Raw genomic sequence first — 21,427 nt, 5'->3', positions numbered from 1 at the left:
TCGGCCACTCGTCGACCCTCGCCCTCGGCGGCCTGCTCGTCCTCGCCCGTGGCACACACCTGCCCGCAGACATGGTTGTTCCGCTCGTGATCCTCACGGGCCTCGTATCGCGAAGGAGTACCGCATGAGTAAGTCCGCGCTGATGAAACGTGCCCTCACGGTGGCCGGGGTAGGTCTCGCCGCGACCGCCCTGGCAGCTCCGCAGGCCCTGGCCGGCACTTCCCACCCGAACGTCAGCTGGTACGACGGGTCCTTCACCGGTACCTCCGTGGTGGTGAACCCCACCAACGTGAAGACCTACGGCAAACTGACGGATCTCGCCAATCAGACGGGCGGCACCCAGCTGTGGGTGTACATCGTCACTTCCGCGGGGACGTACAACGAGCCCGCTGGAAGCGTCGCGAACGGCAGGACGGTGACCGGGCAGATGCAGACGGTCCCGTTCGCCGGCACGTTCAAGAGCGGCAAGATCACCGTGTGCAGCACCGTCAGCGGTGGTGGCTGCGGCACCTCCGTCTCCATCAGCTGATCCTCTCGAGGCCGGCGGCCATGGCCCTGTACCTGGGTGCACGGCACACCGGCGAACCGGCCCACCCACGCCCTTCTCCCCGTCGATGGGAGAAGGGCGAGCCGAAGTGAAGTGACCTGCCGCCACGGGGGACGGCAGGCGACGAGCGCAGAGGCCCGTGGCCGGAAGTGGCTGCGGGCCTCTGACCTGCCGCTCCCGGCCGCGGCGGGAACGTGTTCGAGCCCGGCGGATGGCGCGGACCACCCGGCTGGGCACGACGTGCGTGCGAACGCCGGGCGCCCTGTGCCCGACCTCGGCCGGCAGCACGCGGGGAAAGGCTCTACCGGATGTCGGCGTCCGGACGGGGCCGGCCCGGAACCGTTCGCGCATGGACCTCCTGCCCGAACGACTCGGCCGCCCGCATCCGAACCGCCCCCGGCGCCCCGCGCCGGTCTACCCGCCGCCATCGCGCCGGTCGCGTCGGCGTCCCACTTCGCCGCCGCCGAGTGGTTCTGATCGCCCACCTCCGCCGCCGCCGTGCGGAGGGCCGACCGTGTCACCGAGATGATCTCCGACTGGGAAAGGCTTGCCCGGGCCACGTTCCGTGTACGCCGACACGCGGCGGTCGCGGCACCGCGGCCCCCGCCGCCGCCCGCATTGGTCCTCTTCTCACCGGTAGGCAGGTTCGTCCTGCCGCGACGATTCGCCGGCAGGCGTGGTGGCCCGGATCGACGCCGACCGGAGGAGGACGGCCACGAGCCCGGCTGCCCTGGCCATGGCCGCGCCGCCGCAGCGCAGTGCCAGATGAAGCCCTTCCATGAAGGCGGTGTTCACGGCGTCGTGGACGGGTGCGGGCAGGACCTGGGATCTGTCTGCTCCTGTGCCGGCGACCGAGTCCGCGATGCGGTGGCGGGACGCGGGGGGAACGTCGAGCCGATCGAGCGACCGGTCCAACGTGGCGGCCAGGCGGCTGGTGAGGACGGCTCCCCGTGCGGCCACACCGACGACGCCGCCGATCTCACGCAGCATGTTGAGGGTCGCGGAGGCCATGCCCGCCTGGGCGAGGGGGACACGCTTCATGACCATCACGGACGCCGGTGTGCAGGTCATCCCCATGCCGATCCCCATGGCGAGCAACACCCACAGGTACTCCGGGTAGCGGGCATGCTGATCGTAGAGGGAAAGGCCGCCGAGAGCCGCCGCGCACAACGTCAGACCGGTCACCAGAGGAACCCGGGGACCGCAGCGCGGAGTGAGCGCGCCGGACAGCGGCGCGGCGAGGACGATCATCGCCGTCATGGGCAGCCCCGCCAGGCCCGCACTCGACGGCGCCCAGCCCATCACATCCTGCATGAGCAACGGCGGGAAGAACGACGCACCGAACATGCCGAAGCTGATCATGAATCCGCAAGCCGAAGTCGCCGTCCACGTGGCTCACAACCCGCGGCTCCGCTGAGCACCGGATCTAGGAAGAAACGCAGGTCGAGCATGGGGTCGGTGGTACGGAGTCCGACCGCGTCGAGGGGAAGCCCTGACCCACGGGCGACCGTGCCTACCGCGCCATTGTCCGCGGCACGTTCGCCGGTCTCGACGAGCCCCGGCGTGCCGCACTCGCCGGGACCGCCGCCGAACACAACCTCCTCGACGCCGCGTTGAGACCAACGGTGCCGCGCTCCCCTTCGGGCGGGACTTCGCCCGCGGGCCGCTGGCGACCGAGAGGGTGTGGGCGTCGTCCGGCGGTGACGGCTCATCGTCTCTCCACGACCCGGCCCCACGGTCCCGACGGCGATGTGTGCGCGTCGCTCAGCGGACCGATCAGGCACGCCGGACCGTGTCGCCCCGGCGCTCATGGCCGCGCACGAGCGGTGATGTGGTCCGCCCGCCGGTCCACCGACCGCCCGAACCGGGCACCTGGGACGGTTCACGCGGGCAGCGATAAGGAGGTGCACCGCGCCGCACGAGTGTGACCTGGGACTTCGCGTCGCCGCTTCGGGCGCCATCGGGCAGCTTCGAGCCCGCTCCGGGCCCTTTCGCGCACAAAGGTGGTTGGTATAAATGTGCGTCAAGACCGGGCGTGCCGTGCCCGGACCGGTCGTACGGAAGACGAGGTGAATGCGATGAACGCCGCGGAGCGTCAGAGCCGGATCCTCGCGCTCGCCCGTCACCAGGGACGTGTCGAGGTCACCACCATGGCCGTGGACCTCGCCGTCGCGCCGGAGACCATCCGGCGCGACCTCGGCGTCCTGGAACGCAGGGGCCTGCTCCGCCGTACCTACGGCGGCGCCTATCCCGTCGAGGGCGCGGGTTTCGAGACGGGCCTCACCGAACGGGAGACCCTGCACGTCGAGGACAAGCGCCGGATCGCCGCGGAGGCGGTCAAGCTTCTCGGTGACGCGGAGACCGTGTTCGTGGACGAGGGCTACACCCCCCAGCTCCTCGCCGCGCTCCTCCCCGGCGACCGGCCCCTGACCGTGGTCACCGCGTCACTGTCCACCGCGGCCGCGATCGTGGACTCTCCGCAGATCACCGTGTTGCTCCTCGGCGGCCGGGTGCGGGCGCGGACCCTGGCCACGGTGGGCTCCTGGGCCTGCGCCATGCTCGGGCGGTTCGTGATCGACCTGGCCTTCATCGGTTCGAACGGGATTTCCCGGGAGCTGGGCCTGACCACACCCGATCCGGTGGTGGCCGACGTCAAGGCCAAGGCGCTGGCCGTGTCACGCCGGCATGTGTTCATGGGGCATCACAGCAAGTTCGGAGCGAGCAGCTTCTGCCGCTTCGCCGAGGTGGGTGACTTCGAGGCCATCGTCACCGACACCGGACTGTCCAGCGCCGAGGCGCACCGCTACTCACTGATGGGACCCCGCGTCCACCGGGTCTGACCCGTACTCCCCCGCCGGGGACGGCTCCGCCCAGGCCGTGCCGGCAGCACCTCTGCGCCCGCACGGCCGGACCACGACCGTCCGACGGATCCCGCCTCCTCCTTGCCCTTCGCTGCTCACACCGACAGTTCACGAAAGGGACGATCATGACTTCACGACCGACCGGTCCGCGGAACGCCGTGCCCCTGTGCGCGGTGGCCGTGTGCGGCGCACTGCTCACAGCGTGCGCGGGCGCCGGTGGCGCGGGGGGTGGCTCCGGCTCGCACTCCATCAACGTACTGATGGTGAACAACCCGCAGATGGCGGACCTGCAGAAGCTGACGGCGGCCAACTTCACCAAGGAGACCGGCATCCAGGTCAACTTCACGGTGCTGCCGGAGAACGACGTCCGCGACAAGATCAGCCAGGACTTCTCCAGCCAGGCCGGCCAGTACGACGTGGCGACGATCAGCAACTACGAGACGCCGATCTACGCCAAGAACGGCTGGCTCGCCCCACTGAGCCAGTACGCGAAGAAGGACACCGCCTTCGAGCAGGGCGACATCCTGCCCGCCCTCCAGCAGTCCTTGACGGTGTCCGGCCAGACGTACGCAGAGCCGTTCTACGGCGAGTCGTCCTTCCTGATGTACCGCAAGGACGTCTTCGAGAAGAAGGGGCTGACCATGCCGGCCAACCCCACCTGGCAGCAGGTGGCAGACCTGGCCGCCGAGGCCGACGGCGCCGAGCCCGGGATGAAGGGCATCTGCCTGCGCGGTCTGCCGGGATGGGGCGAGGTGATGGCTCCTTTGACCACAGTGGTCAACACCATGGGCGGCACCTGGTTCGACAAGGACTGGAAGGCCCAGGTGGACAGCCCCGCCTTCACCAAGGCGACCGAATTCTATGTAGACCTGGTGCGCGCCCACGGCGAGAAGGGCGCCCCGCAGTCGGGGTTCGCCGAGTGCCTCAACAACGTGGAGCAGGGCAAGGTCGCCATGTGGTACGACGCGACCTCCGCCGCGGGGTCCCTCGAAGCCAGTGGCTCGCCGGTGGCCGGGAAGATGGGCTACGCTCCCGCGCCGGTCGACCGGACCAGGAGTTCGGGCTGGCTCTACACCTGGGCCTGGGGCCTGCAGAAGGCGAGCAAGCACCAGGACGACGCCTGGAAGTTCATTTCCTGGGCGTCCAGCAAGAAGTACGAGGACCTGGTGGGCCGGAAGCTCGGCTGGTCCCGGGTCCCGGCGGGCAAGCGGAGCTCCACCTACGTCAACCCGCGGTACGTCGCCGCCGCGTCGGCCTTCGCCGGGGCCACCGCGAACGCGCTGAAGTCGGCCGACCCAGGCAATCCGGGTGTGCAGCCCCGGCCCGCCCCCGGTATCCAGTTCGTCGGCATCCCCGAGTTCACCGACCTGGGGACGCAGGTCTCCCAGCAGGTCAGCTCGGCCATCGCCGGCAAGACCAGTGTCGAGCAGGCGCTGAAGTCCGGTCAGACGCTCGCCGAGAAGGTCGCCGCCAAGTACGCGGACAAGTGATCCCTCCCGATCCACCCGACGTTCCCGGACTTCCGGTTGCGCCCCGCGGGGCCGGGGACGGGAGCACAGCGGAGACACACGATGACCCTCACCCACTCGCTCATCAGGCGTGCCCGCACGCCGCAGACCGCGGAACGGGCGAAACCCCCGCGACGGTATCGCGGAGCATGGGCCCGGCGGGCCCCGCTGCTCCCGGCCCTGCTCTTCATGATCGTGGTCACCCAACTGCCCTTCGCCGGCACCGTGGTGATCTCGTTCATGCGCTGGAACGCCCTCGACCCCGGCGACCGCGCCTTCGCCGGCCTGCGGAACTACCAGGAGGCCGTCACCGACCCGAAGTTACGTTCCTCCCTGCTGACGACCGTCACGCTGACGGTGACCGTGGTGCTGGTCAGCCTGGTGCTGGGCTTGGGGCTGGCCCTGCTGCTCGACCGCCGGTTCCGCGGCCGCGGCATCGTCCGCACCATGCTGATCACACCGTTCCTCGTCGTACCCGTGGCCTCCGCGCTGCTGTGGAAGCACGCGCTGTACAACGCCACCTACGGGCTGATCAACGGCTCGCTGACCTGGCTGTGGAGTCTGTTCGGCAGCGACGACGCGCCGCAGCCCGACTGGCTGTCCTCCCTGCCGCTGATGTCCGTGGCGGCGTCGCTGGTCTGGCAGTGGACGCCCTTCATGATGCTGATCCTGCTGGCCGGACTGCAGAGCCGCCCCATGGACGCCGTCGAGGCGGCCCGCGTGGACGGTGCGAGCACCTGGCAGGTGTTCCGCTACCTCACCTTCCCGCACCTGCGCCGCTATCTCGAACTGGCCGCGCTGCTCGGCAGCGTCTACGTGGTGCAGAACTTCGACGCCGTCTTCACGCTCACCGGCGGCGGCCTGGACACCGCCAACCTGCCCTACACCGTCTACGAAACCTTCTACCAGGCGCACGACTACGGGCAGGCCTCGGCGGAAGGCGTCCTCGTCGTCCTGTGCTCCCTCCTCGTCGGAAGCTTCGCGCTCAGGACGGTCTCGTCCCTGCTCCGAGAGGAGACCCGCTGATGGCCCTGACCATCGCCACCCGCCCCGGCACCGCGGTCCGCCGCGGCGCACTCGGCCTGCTGGCCTGGCTCTGCGGCATCGTGTTCTTCCTTCCGGTCGCCTGGATGTTCCTCACCTCGCTGCACGACGAGTCCGACGCCGCGACCAACCCACCGAGCCTCGAGGCGCCGCTGACCCTCCAGGGCTACCGGGAGTTCTTCGGCGCGAGCACCGGTGTCTCCCCCTGGCCTCCCCTGATCAACTCCTTCTCCGCGAGCCTCGTCTCGACGCTCCTGGTGCTGGTGCTGTCCATACCGGCCGCCTACGCGCTGTCCATCAAGCCGGTGCGCAAGTGGACGGACGCCATGTTCTTCTTCCTGTCCACCAAGATGCTGCCCGCGGTGGCCGGACTGCTGCCGGTCTACCTGATCGCCCGGAACAGCGGCCTGCTCGACAACGTCGCGCTGCTGATCGTCCTCTACACCTCGATGAACCTGCCGATCGCGGTGTGGATGATGCGTTCGTTCCTCGCCGAGGTCCCCGTCGAGATCCTGGAGGCGGCCTCCATCGACGGCGCCGGACTGCCCACCGTCCTGGCCCGGATCGTCGCGCCGGTCGTCGCCCCCGGCATCGCCGCCACCTCGCTGATCTGTTTCATCTTCAGCTGGAACGAGCTGCTCTTCGCACGGGTCCTCACCGGCGTCGTCGCCGGCACCGCACCCGTGTTCCTCACCGGCTTCGTCACCAGCCAGGGCCTCTTCCTGGCCAAGGTGTGCGCCGCCGCCGTCTGCGTCTCCCTGCCGGTTCTCATCGCCGGATTCGCCGCCCAGGACAAACTCGTCCAGGGCCTGTCCCTTGGAGCAGTCAAGTGAAAGCCGCCGTCATCAGCTCGCCCGGCCAGGTCGGCGTCGAGACCGTCGACGACCCCGCACCCGGCCCGGGGCAGGTAGTGATCGAGGTCTCGGCCTGCGGCCTGTGCGGCACGGATCTGCACATCCTCCAGGGCGAGTTCGCGCCCACCCTGCCCATCGTCCCCGGGCACGAGTTCGCCGGCGAGGTCGTCGCGCTGGGCTCCGGAGTCCGCGACCTGGCCGTCGGCGACCGGGTCGCCGTCGACCCCTCCCTGCACTGCCACGAGTGCCACTACTGCCGTATCGGCCGCGGAAACCTGTGCGAGCGCTGGAACGCCATCGGTGTCACCGTCCCCGGCGGCGCGGCGCAGTACGCGGCCGCCCCCGCCGCCAACTGCGTGAAACTCCCCGAGCACGTGCGCACCGAGGACGCCGCCCTCATCGAACCGCTGTCCTGCGCGGTGCGCGGCTACGACATCCTGCGCGGCACGCTCGCCGACCACGTTCTGATCTACGGCTCGGGCACCATGGGCCTGATGATGCTGGAACTCGCCAAGCGTACCGGGGCGTCCACGGTCGACGTGGTCGACATCAACGCGGACCGGCTCGCCACGGCCCGCACGCTCGGCTGCAGCAACGCGGTGACCTCGGCCGACGCCCTCGATCGTCCGCGCGGCTGGGAGGTGGTCATCGACGCCACCGGCAACGCCGACGCCATCCAGGACGCCCTCGGCCGGGTCGGCAGGGGAGGCACGTATCTCCAGTTCGGTGTCGCCGACTACGCGGCCCGGGCCACCATCGACCCGTACCGGATCTACAACGAGGAGATCACCATCACCGGCTCGATGGCGGTCCTGCACAGCTACGAACGCGCCGCCGAACTGTTCGCCGGCGGAGTGCTCGACCCGGAGATCTTCATCAGCGACCGGCTGCCCCTGGCGGACTACGCCGAGTCCCTGCGACGGTTCCAGGCCGGTAAGGGCCGGAAGATCCAGGTGCTGCCGTGACCGGTGACGCCGGACGCGGCGACATGCGGGTGCGCGCCCTGCCGGTTCCCAGGGGTCCGAATGGCAGCGGCGACGCGGAAGTCGCCGCACCGCCGGCGCTCGTCGTCGGCGAAACGCTGGTGGACATCATCGTCGGCCTCGACGGCTCGCGCCGGAGCCACCCCGGTGGGAGCCCCGCCAACGTGGCGCTGGCCCTGGGCAGGCTGGGCCACCCTGTCAGGCTCGCCACCCGTGTGGGAAACGACCGCTTCGGAGTCCTGGTGCGACAGCACCTGGAGGGCAGTCGGGTCGAGCTGGCACCGGGATCCGTGGTCGACGCCGCCACCTCCACAGCGACCGCCGTACTCGACGCCGCGGGCGCCGCGAACTACACCTTCGACATCACCTGGGCACTGTCGGCGGCCGTCGAACAGGCGCTGCGCGACGGCCCGCCGGCGCACGTCCACACCGGATCCATCGCCACCGCCCTGGCTCCCGGCGCCGACCAGGTCTTCAGCACGCTGCACGCCCTTCGGGCCTCGGCCACCCTCTCCTACGACCCCAACCTGAGACCGGCGCTGCTCGGCTCCGCGGAGCGGGTGCGTGAACGGGTGGAACAACTCGTGGCCATCAGCGACGTGGTGAAGGCGAGCGAAGAGGACCTGGCCTGGCTCCACCCGGGCGAGAGTCCTGACCGGACCGCGGCCCGATGGGCACGCGACGGCCCGGCACTGGTCGTCCTCACCATGGGAGCGAACGGTGCCCGGGCCTGGTGGCGACACGGCTGCCAGGACATCGCGCCGGTGCCGGTCCGGGTGCGGGACACCGTCGCGGCGGGCGACGCCTTCACGGCCGGCCTCGCCGGCCGATTGCTGCACGCCGGGCTGCTGGGCGGTGGTCCGGGCGGGAAGGCACCGCCGGCACGCGCGGCACTGCGCGCGGCGACGGACACCGATCGGCTGCCCGCGGTTCTCGGCGAGGCGCTGGCGGCGGCCGCCCGCACGGCCGCGCTCACCTGCACGCGTGGAGGAGCGGACCCGCCCACAGCGGCGGAACTGGCGGTATGAGCCATGGCCGTCCGTCTCGCTTCCGGTGCGGCCGGACGGCTCACTGCCCTCCCCCGTGCCGCGGCCCGCGGGCCGACGCCGACCGTTGCGGAGACGGAAGGTATCGGCCGGGTCGAAGTGGCCCCGAGCGCGCGCGAGGGAGTTCGGGCCAACGGCCGACGAGGGAGAGGTCGGCTCACCTCACGGCGTAGCCCCGGCTCACCTCACGAGACGGGCGTAGGCACGCAACTCCTCCACGAAGAGCCGGGGTTGTTCGAACGCGGCGAAGTGACCGCCCGCCGGGGTGTCGTCGTTGAAGTAGACGAGATTCCTGTACGCCCGCTGCGCCCACACCTTCGGGGTGCGCACCAGCTCTCCGGGGAAGACGCTGACCCCCACCGGCAGGTCGACGACGAGGTGGCGGCACGGTTCTTCGAGGAGGCACTGTCCGCTCCGGGTGCCGGCGAGTGGCCCTTCGACAGGGCGCGTGCGCAACTCGCGCAGGGAGAGCGGCTGCGCCGCGCCGGGGCGGTGTCGGAGGCCGAAGGCTCGCTCATGGCCGCACACGCGACCTTTCGGCGGCTGGGCGCCCGCCCCTGGGCCGCACGGGCGGCGCAGGAGTTGCGCGCCGTGGGTTCGAGTGTGCCGGACACGGACGACCGGAGAGGGACCCAGCTCACACCGCGGGAACGCGAGATCGCCGAGCTGGCCGCGTCCGGGCTGACGAACAAGCAGATCGCCGAGAAGTTCTTCATCTCGCACCGCACCGTCGGCGCCCACCTGTACCAGATCCATCCCAAGCTGGGCATCACCTCCCGGGCGGCTCTCGGCAACGCGCTCTGCACACAGACGAGGGACGGCGCGGACCGGGGGCGTGTATCGAAAGCACGGACAGGCCGGGCGGGGTGATGCCCCGGTCCGGCCCGTCCGCTCTCCGCTAAAGGTCGAGCTGATGCTGGTGTGTCGTGTGCGTGGGTGTGTAGCCGAGACCGTCGTTGATCTGTCTCATGTGCGTGTTGCTGTCGGCGGTGTCGGTCAGGAGGTCACCGAGGTCCGGATAGTCCCTATGGGCCTGTCGGATCGACTCGGCCTTCATCCATCGGGCGAGGCCGTGTCCACGGTGCTCGGGCAGCACGCCGGTGCCGTAGTGCTGGCCGTCACCTGCGCCGTTGCCAGGGATGACGAGTTCCGTGAACCCGACGATCGAGCCGTTGGAGGCGTCGATGGCGACGACGGTGTGCAGGTGGTCGCCGCGCTGTTCGACGGCCTTCGCCGCGGCCCGCACGCGGTCCACGTCCCAGGTCACGGTGCCGCAGTCGGTGTCGTCCATGGGCATGTCGTCCATGGCGCGGCGTGAGGCGGCGAACGTCTGGGCAAGGTCGTCGGGAACGGTTCCCTGCCATGACATCAGCCGATATCCGGGATGCGGACGCTCGATGATCTCGGCGAGGACGGCGGTATCCACGTCGGCCAGTGGCAAGCGGGTGAACCTCAGGGTGAGGACCTTCCGGAAACCGCGCGCTGCCAGGAAGTGGTCGCCGGGCGATCCGGCTTCTGCCTGCGCGACGACGCGGCGTCGGGCATTGTCCCGGGCGGTGGCCACGGCGGTGTCGAGGAGCCGGGAGCCGACGCCTTTGCGGCGCTCCGCGGGATGAACACGGAGGTCGAGCTCGGCCAGGTGCTTTCGTCCGCCGTCGAACAGGCGCAGAAAGGCCGTCCCGGCAGGGATGGAATCGGCGTCGGACGCCAACCAGGCAAGACGCCGGCCGTGCGGCCCGTGAGCGGGGTCGGTCAGTGGGGTGATGCGAAGGGACAAGGTGTCTCCGTCGTGAGGAGGTGGCAAAGGCCAGTACGCGAGCTCAACTCCTGGGCACTCCTGCGCATGTGCTCCACACCTCCTCGTCGACAGTGCCGTCTCTGCACCAATGCAGGCGGCTGGGTGAACCTAGCTGGCCGATTGGCTCCTGGGCAACGGGTTAACGAAAAAGCGGTGCGCGTGTGTGGTCACAGCCACTCGTTGATGGCCGCGACGAGGACGGTCGCCTCATAGCGGACCGCGAGCTTGTCGTATCTCGTGGCCACGGCGCGATGCCTTTCGAGGCGATTGATGCCACATTCGACCGCGTGCCGAGCCTTGGAGTCCTCGGCGTCGAACTGGGGCGGCCGGCCGCCGCGAGCGCCGAGTCTCTCGCGGTCGCGGGCCTGGTCGGCCTTGTCCGGGATGGTGCAGCGAATGCCACGTCGGCGCAGGTAGGCGCGGTTTCCGCGGGAGGCGTACGCCTTGTCGGCCCGCACGCGATCGGGGCGGACGCGGGGTCGGCCCGGCCCGATGCGGGGCACGCGAACCTTCTCCCACACTGGTGCGAACTGCGGCGAGTCTCCACGCTGCCCGGCCGTCACCACGATCGACATGGGCGTCTGCCCCTGCTCGACGGCCAGGTGCGGCTTGGTGGTGAACCCACCGAGCGAACGCCCCAGCCCGTGATCACCAGGCCTGACCAAGCACTACTAGGAGCGTGTCTCGGTAACGCCGACGGGGTGCGTCTCCTCGGACAGGCCGAGGTGGTCCCGAAGCGCGCGCCAACCGATCTCGGTGAGGGCGACGGCGCGGCTGGTGCCGATCCGAGTGATCCAACCAGAGCTGAAGGCGTGGCGGCATATGGCTGCACCGACGGCGCCGGCCAGGTGAGGGCGGCGTTCGGTCCAGTCCAGGCACGATCGGACGGGCGGACGCCGTGTAGCGGGTGGCAGCGCGATGCCACGGTCGGCCAGCCAGGCGATCCCGTTGCCGGTGAGCGTCGGCCCCTGCTCCCAGTCCAGCAGCCCCCGGTCGGTCATCGCCTCGGTGATGGCGACCCCGAGGGCGCCCGCGAGGTGGTCATAGCACGTCCGGGCGCGGGCCAGCGCCCGGCTCCGGCTGACGGCGGGCAGTGAGCGTGGCGGAGTGACGCGGCGGGGCGCCATGGAGGCAAGGGTCTCGATCAGTCGGGCCGTCTCGGGATCGGCGAGGCGGACGTAGCGATGACGACCCTGACGCTCCTGGGCGAGCAATCCTCCGCCGACCAGGAGGTTCAGGTGTTCGGTCGCAGTCGAGGCGGCCACCCCGGCATGGCGCGCCAACTCGGTCGCGGTCCATGCCCGACCGTCCAGGAGGGCCAGGCAGAAGCTTGCGCGGGTGCCGTCCGCCAGGAGTCCGGCCAGAGCGGCCAGGTCCGGGCCTTCCAGGCACGCGTCATGGTTTCTCATCGTCGTCCATCATTCACCGGCGATCCTTCGGCGATGGCCGAAGAGTCTCCACTCTACGGTCGACTCCCATGAACACCGCGACACCCAGCACCACGCCCGACAACACGTCGGCCGCCCATGTGGCCGTCGAGCCGAGCATCCTGTACTTCGGCACGCCGGTCGTACTGCTCTCGACAGAGAACGAGAACGGCTCCTTCAACCTGGCGCCGATGTCATCGGCCTGGGCACTCGGCCACGTCATCGTCCTCGGTCTGGGCCCCGGGGGACAGACCGCGCACAATCTGCTCAGCCGCCCCGATCTCGTGGTCAACCTCCCCGCGCCTGCCCAGTGGCCGGCGGTGGAGCGGCTGGCGCCGCTGACCGGACGCACCCCGATCCCCTTGGACAAGCGCGGCGCCTACCGTTTCGAACCGGACAAATTCGCCGCTGCCGACCTGCGACCTGAACCCTCCGAGCTGGTCCGGCCACCCAGGGCCGCCGAATGCCCCATCCAGTTGGAGGCCCGCGCCGCACGGGTTCAACCCGACGCCTCCGGGGCGTTCCTCATCGTCGAAGCCCATGTGCTCAAGGTCCACGCCGACCCACGTATCGTCGTCCCCGGCTCCCAGCACATCGACCCAGCCGCGTGGAGCCCACTGATCTACAACTTCCGCCACTACTACGGACTGGGCCCTGAACTCGGCCACAGCTTCCGCTCCCGGACACCCCGGCAAAGCCACTGACCGGCCTCGAAGCCGGTAAACGGTCAAGGAGGACTGAAGCAGGGCCGCCACTGGTAACCCGCGTGCATCTCGTGACCATTCATACGGGATGACTCCGGTATGCGTGATGGGGAGGGCCTGCTCAAGGCCGGGCCAGTCGAGAAGAGGCGGCCTCAGGCGCGTGCGGCGGCGGTGGACAAGCGGTTCCGGGTATTCGCCCCGCACCAGGTCCTGCTGCTGCCGCCGTCACTGGACGACTGGCTACCCGAAGATCACCTGGCCCGCTTCGTCGCCGACCTGGTGGACCGCGCGTTCGATCTCTCGCCGATCCTGGCGGACTACACCGAGAAGCGCGGCTTCCCGCCCTGCGACCCGCGGCTGATGGTGCGCCTGCTGATCTACGGCTACACCACGACGGCGTCCGGCACCCGCTCGTCACCGGCCTGCGGGTCCGCGTCCTCGGTCATCTCCCGTTCCCCCTCCGGGGCAGGGAGCGGCAGCGCCCCGAGCGTGGAAGTCGTGTTCGTCGTCGGCGAAGACGGTCGTGGTCCACGGCCGCTGCTGCCAGGGTGTGCTCCTGAATACGACACCGGATGGACGGCCTGTGCCGCCCGCGCATGCCGACGAGCGCGCCATGCTGGAGGCGTGGCTGGACTTTCACCGTGCGACTCTGGTTCTGAAGTGCTCGGGCCTGGAGGACGATCAATCACGGCTGGCCGCGGCGTCACCGTCGTCGATGACGCTGCTCGGTCTCGTCCAGCACATGGCCGTGGTGGAGCGCAACTGGTTCCAGCGTGTGTTCGCAGGTCTGACCGTGTCGCCGGTCTTCGGGGAGGGCAACCTCGACGGCTTCGCCCTCGAGCCGGAACGAGGACTGGACGAGGCGACGGCCGCCTGGCAAGCGGAGGTCGCCAGAGGCCGTGAACTGATCGCTGACGCTACGCTGGACGACTCCGGTCACCTCACCGAGCAGGAAGCGGGTCATGTCGGCGATCAGACGGTCTCCCTGCGCTGGATCATGGTCCACATGATCGAGGAGTACGCACGTCACAACGGTCATGCCGATCTCATCCGCGAGCGGGTCGACGGGGCCACCGGCGTGTGAGACATGCCTGCTCGGTGGCCGCGCCATCGTCCGGCGGGCGCCTGTGACATGCCGCGCGGCCGCCGGGCGGCGCCGGAGGCCGCCGCAGGTGTGTCCGGCCCAACCACCCGACGATGCGCGGTGGGCTGACCATCACCGACGTCAACCAGCGAAGCTTCCACGGGGCCCTGCCCTTGCCGCGGTCCGAGGCCGCGGACATCGTGGTGGACGGAGTGGCCGCCCTCCTGCGTCTGTACCGCGCACACCATCCTCCGGTGCCCGCGGTACCGCGGGCACGGTGGGGCCGTTCCGCCCCGGTCTGACGGCGAACCGGGCGTCAGGCCCGCCGTCGGGCACGTCAGTTCAGTGAGGCGTCTGCTCAGGACACGCCTGTGGGGGTTGTGCGTCCGCGGCCCGCTCCGGACCGCGCGCCGCTCCGACTGCGACTGAGGCCCGGGAAGGGGACGGACTCGCCCCGGTCTTCGGGCAGGTGCTTTCGAACCCGGAGTGACTGGCCATCGCGGAGGCTCTGCCTGTCTTCTTCGCGCCCGCCGACGCCTGCATGAATTCGGTTGCGGCGGCACCGGTGCGCCCGGTGAGGTACCTCCATGGACCGTGCCACGAAGCAGGCGCAACCTTGGAAAGCAGGAGGAAAAGACCGCGCGGTCACGGGGCGACCGGCTCCATGGCACGCACTGGCAGTGCTTGTGGCCCTGATGCTGGCTGCCTTCACCTTCAACACCGCGGAGAACCTGCCGGTGGGTCTCTTGCAGCTCATCTCCGACAGTCTTCGGGTGTCCCTGTCGGCAGTCGGTCTCCTGGTCACCGGTTACGGCGTGACAGTGGCCGTCGCTTCCGTGCCACTCGTCCACCTCGTGCGGTCTGTGCCCCGACGTCATGTGCTCACGGGACTGCTGGCCGCGCTCGTCGTGTCCAGTCTGGTCGCGGCGCTGTCGACCTCCTATTGGCTGCTCCTTGTGGCGCGACTGCTGACGGCGCTCGCCCAGGCGCTGTTCTGGGCCGTCATGGGCCCGGTCGCGGTATGCCTGTTCACGCCCGAGGTCCGTGGGCGTGTGGTCGCGGCGCTGTCCGTCGCTGGTTCGCTGGCCCTGGTGCTGGGTGTTCCTGCCGGAACCTGGCTGGGCCGTGGGAGCGACTGGCGGGTGCCCGTCGCCATGCTGGCGGCTCCTGGGCTTGTCTCTCTGATGACGATCGCCGTTCTGCTGCCGACCTCGCGTCCGGAAGAGGGGCCCGCCGCCTACGGAACCAGCCCCGACGTCCGCCGGTTCGGGACGGTGCTCGTGGCCGGGACCCTGTCTGCCACCGGGGCGTTCACCGGATACACCTACATCGTGGAGTTCCTGGGTGACGTCAGCGGGTTCTCCCCGAGCATGGTCAGCGCCCTGTTCGTCGCTTTCGGTGTTGCCTGTCTGGCCGGCGTGAGCATCACCGGTGCGTTGCTCGACCACTTTCCGCAGTCCGCGCTGACCACGGCCGTGGCCACGCAGGCGGTGGGCATGCTCGGCCTGTACTCGGCCGGCGCCGATCCGGTGGCGGCGGTGGTGTTCCTGGTGCTGATGGGCGGGGCGCTCGGGCCGGTGTTCATGACCACCCAGAACGCGATGCTGCACTGCGCACCCGGACGCACAGATGTCGCACTGGCAGCCAACTCCGGCTCGTACAACGCCGGCATCGCGGCCGGCGCCGCGCTCGGTGGACTGATCCTGCCGCTGGCCGACGTGCGGGACGTCTTCCTTGCCGGCGGGCTGCTGACCGTCGGAGCCTGCGCGGTGCTGCTCGGCGGACGGTCCCAGCGTTACGGATCTAAGAGATTCCGCGGGTGGAGGACAAGGCGTCATGGTCGGCGGGCTGGCCGTGTGCCCCAGCGTTGACTGGTCCAGGCTTCGCGGAGGATGCGTCGGATCGCGATGATCGCAGTCATCGACGCGAGCAGTGCGTCGATGACGACCGCTCGACGTTCCGTGCGGGACGGGGTGAAGTCGAAGCCGCGGCTGTACCAGGAGTTGGTGCGCTCGACGACCCAGCGGCGACCCACAAGGGCTCGATCGCCCATGCTTCGACGGCGGGCACCGGTGCTCCGTTTTCAGACGTAGAGATGTAGGAGTCCCACTTCAAAACGGATCCCGGTGCCCGCGTCACATAGCCTGACGCCCCTACCCGCGAATTTCTCACCAATCGGCCGAACTCAGGAGCAGTCGGTCGACGTCAGTCACTTCGGTGCCCACGGGCACGTTCCACTGCGCGTGGTCCTGCTGCCGGCCGCGGTGGCGGGCATCCTGCTCACCGCGCTGGCGGGCAGCGCGCGGATCATGCAGTTGGGCGCGACCGCCCGCAAGCACCGCCGGGCCGACCACAGGGCTGCGAAGGCCGAGGCCAAGAACTCGTCGAAGGCCCGGCGGTAGCCCGGACTACCGGGAGCCCGCCACAGGCTGCCGCTTGTAGAAGGACTCCTCCAGGTAGACGACCTCGTGCGGCTGGTAGGGCTCCTCCAGGTAGGCGGCCTCGTCTTCGTCGAGTTCGACGTCCACCGCGGCGACCGCGTCGGCCAGCTGGGCCGGCTTGGTGACCCCGACGATGGGCGAGGTCACCACCGGGTTGCGCATGACCCAGGCCAGGGCGACCTGGGCCGGGGACAGACCCCGCCTGCCCGCGATCTCGTGGACGCGCTCGACCACCGCCTGGTCCCCGTCGCGGTAGAGGATCTCGCCGCCCGGGTCTGTTGCGGCACGCGCCGTGGCGGTGTCCCGGACCCGCGTCAGCCTGCCCCGCGCCAGCGGACTCCACGGGATCACGCCGATGCCCTGGTCGGCGCAGAGCGGGAGCATCTCCCGCTCCGCTTCCCGGTGGATGAGGTTGTAGTGGTCCTGCATCGACACGAACCGCGTCCAGCCGTTCAGGTCAGCCAGGTACAGGGCCTTGGCGAACTGCCAGGCGTACATGGAAGAGGCGCCGATGTAACGGACCTTCCCAGACCTGACCGCGTCGTGCAGCGCCTCGAGGGTTTCCTCGATCGGAGTGTCGTAGTCCCAGCGGTGGATCTGGTACAGGTCGATGTAGTCGGTCCCCAGTCGCTTCAGGGAGGCGTCGAGTTCGGCGAAGATCGCCTTGCGGGACAGCCCGGCGCCGTTCGGGCCGGGGCGCATCCGCATCCAGACCTTGGTGGAGAGAACGACCTCCTCGCGCCGGGCGAAGTCCTTGACCGCCTGGCCGACGATCTCCTCGCTGCTTCCGGCGCTGTACCCATTGGCCGTGTCGAGGAAGTTGACGCCGCTCTCAAGGGCCTGCTTGATGATGTCCCGGCCGGCGTCCGCGCCCAGCGACCAGGGCTCGCCGCCCCGGTCCGGCTCGCCGAAGCTCATGCAGCCGAGGGTGATGGCGGAGACTTCCAGTCCGGTCGTTCCGAGTTTGACGTATCGCACGCCTCCGAACCTAGGAGTTGGACTGTGCTCTAACGCAACACGTCTCGGTCCGGGATTCGGAGGCGTGGGGCAAACCGGGAGGCACCGGCGCTTCGAAGTCGGCAGCGGTCACCCGCGGCGGCAGGACTGGCGGTTCGACGACCCCGACGAACAACTCCGGCTCAGCGAGCGCGTGTTCAAGAGGCTCGTCGCCGCAGCGGACGGGAGCGGGAAGGGGCGTCGACCGGCCGGACGGCCGCGCCGTGTGTCCGGCCGGTCTCGCGGCTCAGCGGGCGTCACCGCAGCTGGTTCAGTGCCTGCTGGAACGCGCTGGCGTGTTTGGCCTCGTCGGCGGCCGTATCGCGGAAGAAGCGGGCGGCGGCGGGGTCGCCCACGGCCGTGGCCCGCTTGGCGAACCCCGGATACAGGCTGGTCGCTTCGGTGCGTTCCCCAGTGATCGCCGTGCGCAGGTTCGTCTTGGTCGTGCCGACCAGACCGGCCAGGACCGCCTCGCCGGCGAAGTGCTCATGCAGCTCGACTCCGGCGGTGCCCTCGAACAGGCGGGCCAGCGCGGTGTTGCCGGTCTGCCGCGCGCGGGCGGCGAAGAGCGTGTACCTGGCGTGTGCGAGCGCCTCGCCGTGCAGGGCGGTGTCCAGGTTGGCCTTCGTGCGGGCGGCCCTCACCTTCGGCAGGCCGGCGGGTACCGACACCACGTCGGCCTTCGGCGGAGCCGGTATGGTCCCGCGGCCGGTGGTCACGGCCGTCAGAGCGGTGCGGTAGGCCTCGCGGTGACGGCCCTCGTCCGCAGCGATCTCGGTGAACAACTTGGCGGCCTCGAGGTCTCCGTCCTTGCGGGCCTGCTCGGCGAAGCGGCGGTACATGACCTGGTGCTCGTAGGTCTCGCCGTTGATGGCCTGGCGCAGATTGGCCGCGTTCGTGCCGACGACACCGGCCAGGGCGGCCGCCTCGTGCAGGTGCTCGTCGAGCTCGGTCCGCGCCGTGGCCCTGAAGAGCTCACCGACCGCGGGCCGGGGCTGGTCCACGAGTTTGCCCTTGGCCGCCTGAGCCTGGCCATCGGCTTCGGCCGCGAAGAGGCCGTAGACGGCGAACGCGTACGCCTCGCCCTTCATGGCGGTGCTCAGGTCGGCCAGCGTCCGCGCGCGAAGAGCCGGAGCAGCCGTGCGCATCGCCAGGTGGTGATCGGTCGGCACGGCAACGGCCATTGCTGTGGCCGCCTGGGACGCGGCGGTCAGCGCGCACAGGCTGACCAGCAACGCACGCATCGAATGGCGGAACATACGTCCTCCTTTCGGGGCTGCTCCAGATGGGGAGCGCCCCTCCTCATGCGACCAGCACACGCACACCCCCACCCCTTCACGTAAACCGATCGAGTGAATACGCTGAGCGACACCGTCATGCCCGCACCCGTGCGCGAACCTTGCTGTGGGCCACGTCCGATCGGTGGGTCTCCGTACCCGTACGACGCCTGACCTGCGAAGAGACACCGCTAGGACGGGACCGCGCGCTGGTCCGGCCCAGGGGGTGCGAAGTCTCCGGAGTGGCCGAGGGCCGACGCGCGACTTCCGCCGGCCCCCGTCCCGGGTCGGGGGCGGGCGGTGGCCCGCGCATGGCCGATGCACTCGGCGCACCGGGCAGCCTGCCCGCGGTCAGCGCCGGAGGATGTGCGGCCCCTCCAGCGCGGCGCCCCCGTGTGCCTACGTCGCGATGGGGCCGGCGCGAGGTCAGGCGTCGTGTGAGGAGCGGGCCGGGACACCGTCCGGTACCACGAGGGAGCAGGTTTCCCCCGGCGCGATGGTCACCGCCCGATCGGCCAGCATGAGGCGGATCGGTGACTCCTCGGACGCCGGCACGCTGATCTCCAGTTGCCCGCTCCGGCGACGTATGCCGACACCGCAGTGACCGCGGTAGTGCGCGGTGAACCCGTACTCGGAGAGCGCCGGGAGGGGCACCGGGTTCAGCCATAGGGCGCCCTCGCGTGTTTCCAGGCCCGTCAGACCGCGCTGGACCAGGTCCAGGGTGCCGGCCATGGCCCCGAGGTGGATGCCCTCTCCCGTGGTGCCGCCCTGCAGGTCGGCGATGTCCGCCTCCAGTGCGTCGCGCATGTACTGCCACGCATCCGCTCGTCTGGCCTGGGCGAGGACCAGGCCGTGCACGAGTTCGCTGAGGGTGGAGCCATGACTGGTGCGCCGCAGGTAGTAGTCCACGGTGCCGCGCCAGAGGTCGTCGTCCAGGTCGTACCCGAGCTGCCGGAACAGGGCGCGCAGCTCGGCGGGCGAGAAGAGGTAGCCGAGCATCAGGACGTCGGCCTGCTTCGACGCCTTGTAGCGGTTGACCGTGTCGCCCTCGGCCTCCAGGATGCGGTCGAGCCGCCGTATGGTGCCGTAGCGGGTGCGATAGGCGTTCCAGTCGAGTTCGGCGAGGGTGTCATAGCTCTCGAACTGGCTGATGACTCCTCGGTGGAACGGCACCCGCAAGCGACGGGAGACGTCCTCCCACTTCGCCAGCTCGTCGGCGTCCAGCCGGAGCCGGTGGAACAGTTCCTCACGGCACCGCGAAGGAAGCCGTCGCAGGAGTTCCAGAGCGCGGGTGATGACCCAGGCCGCGGTGACGTTGGTGTACGCGTTGTCGTCCAAGCCGGGCCGGTCGGCACCCGGGTAGCCGTCGTGGTACTCGTCGGGGCCGACCACGCCCCGGATCCGGTAGTGGTTCGTGCCGGGGTCGAAGACGGCGATCGCTGCCCAGAAACGGGCGATCTGGAGCAGCATCTCGGCGCCCCTGCTGTGCAGGTACTCCGTGTCGCCGGAAGCCTCGCAGTACTGCCAGATGTTGTAGGCGACCGCCGAACCCACATGGTGCTGCAGCCGGGAGTGGTCCGGCAGCCAGTGGTCCGAGGCGGGGTTGAGATGCCATTCCTGGGATTCCTCCCGGCCGTTGCTTCCGCTCTGCCACGGGTACATCGCGCCGGACAGGCCGGCCCCGCTCGCCGCTCCGCAGGCCCGGGGAAGCCGCCGGTAGCGGTAGTTCAGCAATGCCCGTGAGACCTCCGGGAAATGCAGGTTGAGATAGGGCAGGACGAACAACTCGTCCCAGAACACATGGCCCCGGTACGCCTCGCCGTGCAGGCCGCGGGCAGGCACGCCCACGTCCAGGTCGGCGGTGTGCGGCGACAGCGTCTGCAGCACGTGGAAGAGGTGGAAGCGCAATATACGGCCGGCCTCACCGGGCACCTGGATGTCCGCCCGTCGCCACAACCGCTCCCACGCGGCGACGTGCGAGGTCAGCAGCTCCGGGAAGTCCACCGCCGCGGACACCCGGTCAAGCGCTTCGCCGAGCGGGTCGCTGATCGCCATGTCCCGTGAGGTGTGCAGCGCGACCGTCTTGTCCACGATGACGGGCTGGTCGGGAACGATCGGTACGACCAGACGGTGAACGACGTGACGGCGTCCTGGACGAAGTACCGATGAGGCCGGAACCGGGCCGACGGCAACGGTCGTCCGGGCGGCCAGGACCATGACGATGTCCGATGTGCCGGTCCGGCAGGTGAGCCAGACCGTGTGGGGTTCCTTCACTCCCGTGCGCACATCGGTCACATGGTGGTGGTCGAGGGCGCGGTACCGGTCCACGTTCGCGTTGACCACCTCGCCGTCCAGGCAGCTCTCGATCTCGATCTCTCCCGCCCGGTCCTCGGCGGTGAAGACCGTCCGCAGCGCGGCCAGGTGCGGATCGCCCATGTGGACGAGGCGCGTCTGCTCGACCCTGAGCGATCCCATCCCTTCGGCACGGTGACGGAAGGACCGGGTGAGCGTGCCGCGCCGCAGGTCCAGGGTGTGCCGATGGTCGGCGAGGGTGTGGGTGCCGGGAGAGACCCAGGGACCCCACCGTCCTGCGACGGGCCGCAGGCGGAACCGGAGAAGCAGCCAGTTGGGGAGGTTGACCAAGTCCTCGTTCACCACCCGCCGACCCGCCACGGTCGACTCCAGCCGGTTGTAGCACCCGGCGACATAGGTCGCCGGGTAGTGCACCGGACCGGCCCGGCACTCGGGCACCGCACCCCGTGTCGCGAAGAAGCCGTTACCCAGCGTGCACAGGGATTCGCGCAGTCGCTCGGCAGCCGGGTCGTAACCCTCCCACTCCCATGTCCACTCCGCCATC

At 70.0% G+C, this 21,427-nt stretch carries 20 protein-coding genes and 3 pseudogenes; 15 read left to right on the top strand and 8 right to left on the bottom strand.

The annotated features are described in order from the left end of the window. Positions 1-124: 124 nt before the first annotated feature. On the top strand, positions 125-529 hold the full coding sequence (locus ACF061_RS24770; RefSeq protein WP_392269142.1) for a hypothetical protein: 405 nt from the start codon (positions 125-127) through the stop codon (positions 527-529). A 648-nt stretch (positions 530-1,177) separates the two neighbouring features. On the opposite strand, the pseudogene ACF061_RS24765 reads toward ACF061_RS24770, so the two are convergent. Continuing rightward, positions 1,178-1,915, bottom strand: a pseudogene (locus ACF061_RS24765) (MFS transporter); the annotation flags it as partial. Positions 1,916-2,064: 149 nt separating this feature from the next. Here ACF061_RS24765 and ACF061_RS24760 point away from each other — a divergent pair. From ACF061_RS24760 to ACF061_RS24730, 7 genes and pseudogenes are all read left to right on the top strand, one after another. Then, a pseudogene (locus ACF061_RS24760) lies at positions 2,065-2,475 on the top strand (hypothetical protein); the annotation flags it as partial. 150 nt (positions 2,476-2,625) lie between these two features. Beyond that, the gene (locus tag ACF061_RS24755; protein WP_392269141.1) at positions 2,626-3,387 is read left to right on the top strand and encodes a DeoR/GlpR family DNA-binding transcription regulator; all 762 of its coding nucleotides are present in this window, start codon (positions 2,626-2,628) and stop codon (positions 3,385-3,387) included. 146 nt (positions 3,388-3,533) lie between these two features. Beyond that, positions 3,534-4,898, top strand: coding sequence for an ABC transporter substrate-binding protein (locus ACF061_RS24750; RefSeq protein ID WP_392269140.1), 1,365 nt, complete (start codon positions 3,534-3,536; stop codon positions 4,896-4,898). 81 nt (positions 4,899-4,979) lie between these two features. Then, entirely contained in the window at positions 4,980-5,942 is a 963-nt protein-coding gene (locus tag ACF061_RS24745) for a carbohydrate ABC transporter permease (RefSeq protein WP_392269139.1), read from the top strand. Beyond that, positions 5,942-6,793: a carbohydrate ABC transporter permease gene (locus ACF061_RS24740; RefSeq protein ID WP_392269138.1), complete on the top strand. Its 852-nt coding sequence runs from the start codon at positions 5,942-5,944 to the stop codon at positions 6,791-6,793. Before ACF061_RS24745 ends, ACF061_RS24740 begins: the two co-directional genes overlap by 1 nt. Then, the gene (locus tag ACF061_RS24735) at positions 6,790-7,779 is read left to right on the top strand and encodes a zinc-dependent alcohol dehydrogenase family protein (protein WP_392269137.1); all 990 of its coding nucleotides are present in this window, start codon (positions 6,790-6,792) and stop codon (positions 7,777-7,779) included. Before ACF061_RS24740 ends, ACF061_RS24735 begins: the two co-directional genes overlap by 4 nt. Further along, on the top strand, positions 7,776-8,825 hold the full coding sequence (locus tag ACF061_RS24730) for a carbohydrate kinase (RefSeq protein ID WP_392269136.1): 1,050 nt from the start codon (positions 7,776-7,778) through the stop codon (positions 8,823-8,825). The genes ACF061_RS24735 and ACF061_RS24730 overlap by 4 nt, the downstream gene beginning before the upstream one ends. 198 nt (positions 8,826-9,023) lie before the next feature. Here the strand turns inward: ACF061_RS24730 and ACF061_RS24725 are convergent, their stop codons facing one another. Further along, positions 9,024-9,299, bottom strand: coding sequence for a hypothetical protein (locus ACF061_RS24725; protein WP_392269135.1), 276 nt, complete (start codon positions 9,297-9,299; stop codon positions 9,024-9,026). A gap of 60 nt (positions 9,300-9,359) precedes the next feature. On the opposite strand from ACF061_RS24725, the gene ACF061_RS24720 reads away from it, so the two are divergent. Next, positions 9,360-9,713: a response regulator transcription factor gene (locus tag ACF061_RS24720; protein WP_392269134.1), complete on the top strand. Its 354-nt coding sequence runs from the start codon at positions 9,360-9,362 to the stop codon at positions 9,711-9,713. Positions 9,714-9,741: 28 nt separating this feature from the next. On the opposite strand, the gene ACF061_RS24715 is transcribed toward ACF061_RS24720, so the two are convergent. The 3 genes from ACF061_RS24715 to ACF061_RS24705 all read right to left on the bottom strand — a co-directional run bounded on the left by ACF061_RS24715 (position 9,742) and on the right by ACF061_RS24705 (position 12,050). Further along, positions 9,742-10,620 carry a GNAT family N-acetyltransferase gene (locus tag ACF061_RS24715; RefSeq protein WP_392269133.1) on the bottom strand — a complete coding sequence of 293 codons (879 nt, stop codon included), beginning with the start codon at positions 10,618-10,620 and terminating at the stop codon, positions 9,742-9,744. A gap of 188 nt (positions 10,621-10,808) precedes the next feature. Then, a complete protein-coding gene (locus tag ACF061_RS24710) occupies positions 10,809-11,306 on the bottom strand; it encodes an IS5 family transposase (RefSeq protein WP_392269132.1) in 498 nt (165 codons plus the stop codon). A 6-nt stretch (positions 11,307-11,312) separates the two neighbouring features. Then, positions 11,313-12,050 (bottom strand): winged helix-turn-helix domain-containing protein, encoded by a 738-nt coding sequence (locus ACF061_RS24705; RefSeq protein ID WP_392269131.1) that lies wholly within the window; start codon positions 12,048-12,050, stop codon positions 11,313-11,315. 68 nt (positions 12,051-12,118) lie between these two features. Between ACF061_RS24705 and ACF061_RS24700 the strand changes: the two genes are divergently transcribed. The 6 genes and pseudogenes from ACF061_RS24700 (at position 12,119) to ACF061_RS24675 (ending at position 16,258) form a co-directional block, all read left to right on the top strand. Then, the gene (locus ACF061_RS24700) at positions 12,119-12,772 is read left to right on the top strand and encodes a flavin reductase family protein (RefSeq protein ID WP_392269130.1); all 654 of its coding nucleotides are present in this window, start codon (positions 12,119-12,121) and stop codon (positions 12,770-12,772) included. Positions 12,773-12,889: 117 nt separating this feature from the next. After that, positions 12,890-13,195: pseudogene (locus tag ACF061_RS24695) on the top strand (transposase); the annotation flags it as partial. Between the two features lie 133 nt (positions 13,196-13,328). Continuing rightward, the gene (locus ACF061_RS24690) at positions 13,329-13,856 is read left to right on the top strand and encodes a DinB family protein (protein ID WP_392269175.1); all 528 of its coding nucleotides are present in this window, start codon (positions 13,329-13,331) and stop codon (positions 13,854-13,856) included. A 113-nt stretch (positions 13,857-13,969) separates the two neighbouring features. Next, a complete protein-coding gene (locus tag ACF061_RS24685) occupies positions 13,970-14,158 on the top strand; it encodes a hypothetical protein (RefSeq protein WP_392269129.1) in 189 nt (62 codons plus the stop codon). A gap of 393 nt (positions 14,159-14,551) precedes the next feature. Continuing rightward, on the top strand, positions 14,552-15,727 hold the full coding sequence (locus ACF061_RS24680; protein ID WP_392269174.1) for an MFS transporter: 1,176 nt from the start codon (positions 14,552-14,554) through the stop codon (positions 15,725-15,727). Positions 15,728-16,099: 372 nt separating this feature from the next. Next, positions 16,100-16,258 (top strand): hypothetical protein, encoded by a 159-nt coding sequence (locus tag ACF061_RS24675; RefSeq protein ID WP_392269128.1) that lies wholly within the window; start codon positions 16,100-16,102, stop codon positions 16,256-16,258. 6 nt (positions 16,259-16,264) lie between these two features. Here the strand turns inward: ACF061_RS24675 and ACF061_RS24670 are convergent, their stop codons facing one another. The 3 genes from ACF061_RS24670 to ACF061_RS24660 form a co-directional block, all read right to left on the bottom strand. Next, positions 16,265-17,275 carry an aldo/keto reductase gene (locus tag ACF061_RS24670; RefSeq protein ID WP_392269127.1) on the bottom strand — a complete coding sequence of 337 codons (1,011 nt, stop codon included), beginning with the start codon at positions 17,273-17,275 and terminating at the stop codon, positions 16,265-16,267. A 275-nt stretch (positions 17,276-17,550) separates the two neighbouring features. After that, positions 17,551-18,552 carry a ferritin family protein gene (locus ACF061_RS24665; protein WP_392269126.1) on the bottom strand — a complete coding sequence of 334 codons (1,002 nt, stop codon included), beginning with the start codon at positions 18,550-18,552 and terminating at the stop codon, positions 17,551-17,553. A gap of 444 nt (positions 18,553-18,996) precedes the next feature. Continuing rightward, positions 18,997-21,426 carry a glycoside hydrolase family 65 protein gene (locus ACF061_RS24660; protein WP_392269125.1) on the bottom strand — a complete coding sequence of 810 codons (2,430 nt, stop codon included), beginning with the start codon at positions 21,424-21,426 and terminating at the stop codon, positions 18,997-18,999. Position 21,427 lies beyond the last annotated feature (1 nt).

The sequence above is a fragment of the Streptomyces sp. NPDC015220 genome (genome assembly GCF_043079345.1).
Lineage (GTDB): Bacteria > Actinomycetota > Actinomycetes > Streptomycetales > Streptomycetaceae > Streptomyces.
The sequence above is the reverse complement of the archived record's forward strand: the minus strand, read 5'-3'. Positions and strand labels throughout refer to the sequence as shown.

Excerpts from the sequence above, each read along its gene's own strand:
- ACF061_RS24770 (WP_392269142.1), top strand. The coding sequence starts at position 125 with ATGAGTAAGTCCGCGCTGATGAAACGTGCCCTCACGGTGGCCGGGGTA.
- ACF061_RS24755 (WP_392269141.1), top strand. The coding sequence starts at position 2,626 with ATGAACGCCGCGGAGCGTCAGAGCCGGATCCTCGCGCTCGCCCGTCAC.
- ACF061_RS24750 (WP_392269140.1), top strand. The coding sequence starts at position 3,534 with ATGACTTCACGACCGACCGGTCCGCGGAACGCCGTGCCCCTGTGCGCG.
- ACF061_RS24745 (WP_392269139.1), top strand. The coding sequence starts at position 4,980 with ATGACCCTCACCCACTCGCTCATCAGGCGTGCCCGCACGCCGCAGACC.
- ACF061_RS24740 (WP_392269138.1), top strand. The coding sequence starts at position 5,942 with ATGGCCCTGACCATCGCCACCCGCCCCGGCACCGCGGTCCGCCGCGGC.
- ACF061_RS24720 (WP_392269134.1), top strand. The coding sequence starts at position 9,360 with ATGGCCGCACACGCGACCTTTCGGCGGCTGGGCGCCCGCCCCTGGGCC.
- ACF061_RS24705 (WP_392269131.1), bottom strand. The coding sequence starts at position 12,050 with ATGAGAAACCATGACGCGTGCCTGGAAGGCCCGGACCTGGCCGCTCTG.
- ACF061_RS24700 (WP_392269130.1), top strand. The coding sequence starts at position 12,119 with ATGAACACCGCGACACCCAGCACCACGCCCGACAACACGTCGGCCGCC.
- ACF061_RS24685 (WP_392269129.1), top strand. The coding sequence starts at position 13,970 with ATGCGCGGTGGGCTGACCATCACCGACGTCAACCAGCGAAGCTTCCAC.
- ACF061_RS24680 (WP_392269174.1), top strand. The coding sequence starts at position 14,552 with ATGCTGGCTGCCTTCACCTTCAACACCGCGGAGAACCTGCCGGTGGGT.
- ACF061_RS24665 (WP_392269126.1), bottom strand. The coding sequence starts at position 18,552 with ATGTTCCGCCATTCGATGCGTGCGTTGCTGGTCAGCCTGTGCGCGCTG.
- ACF061_RS24660 (WP_392269125.1), bottom strand. The coding sequence starts at position 21,426 with ATGGCGGAGTGGACATGGGAGTGGGAGGGTTACGACCCGGCTGCCGAG.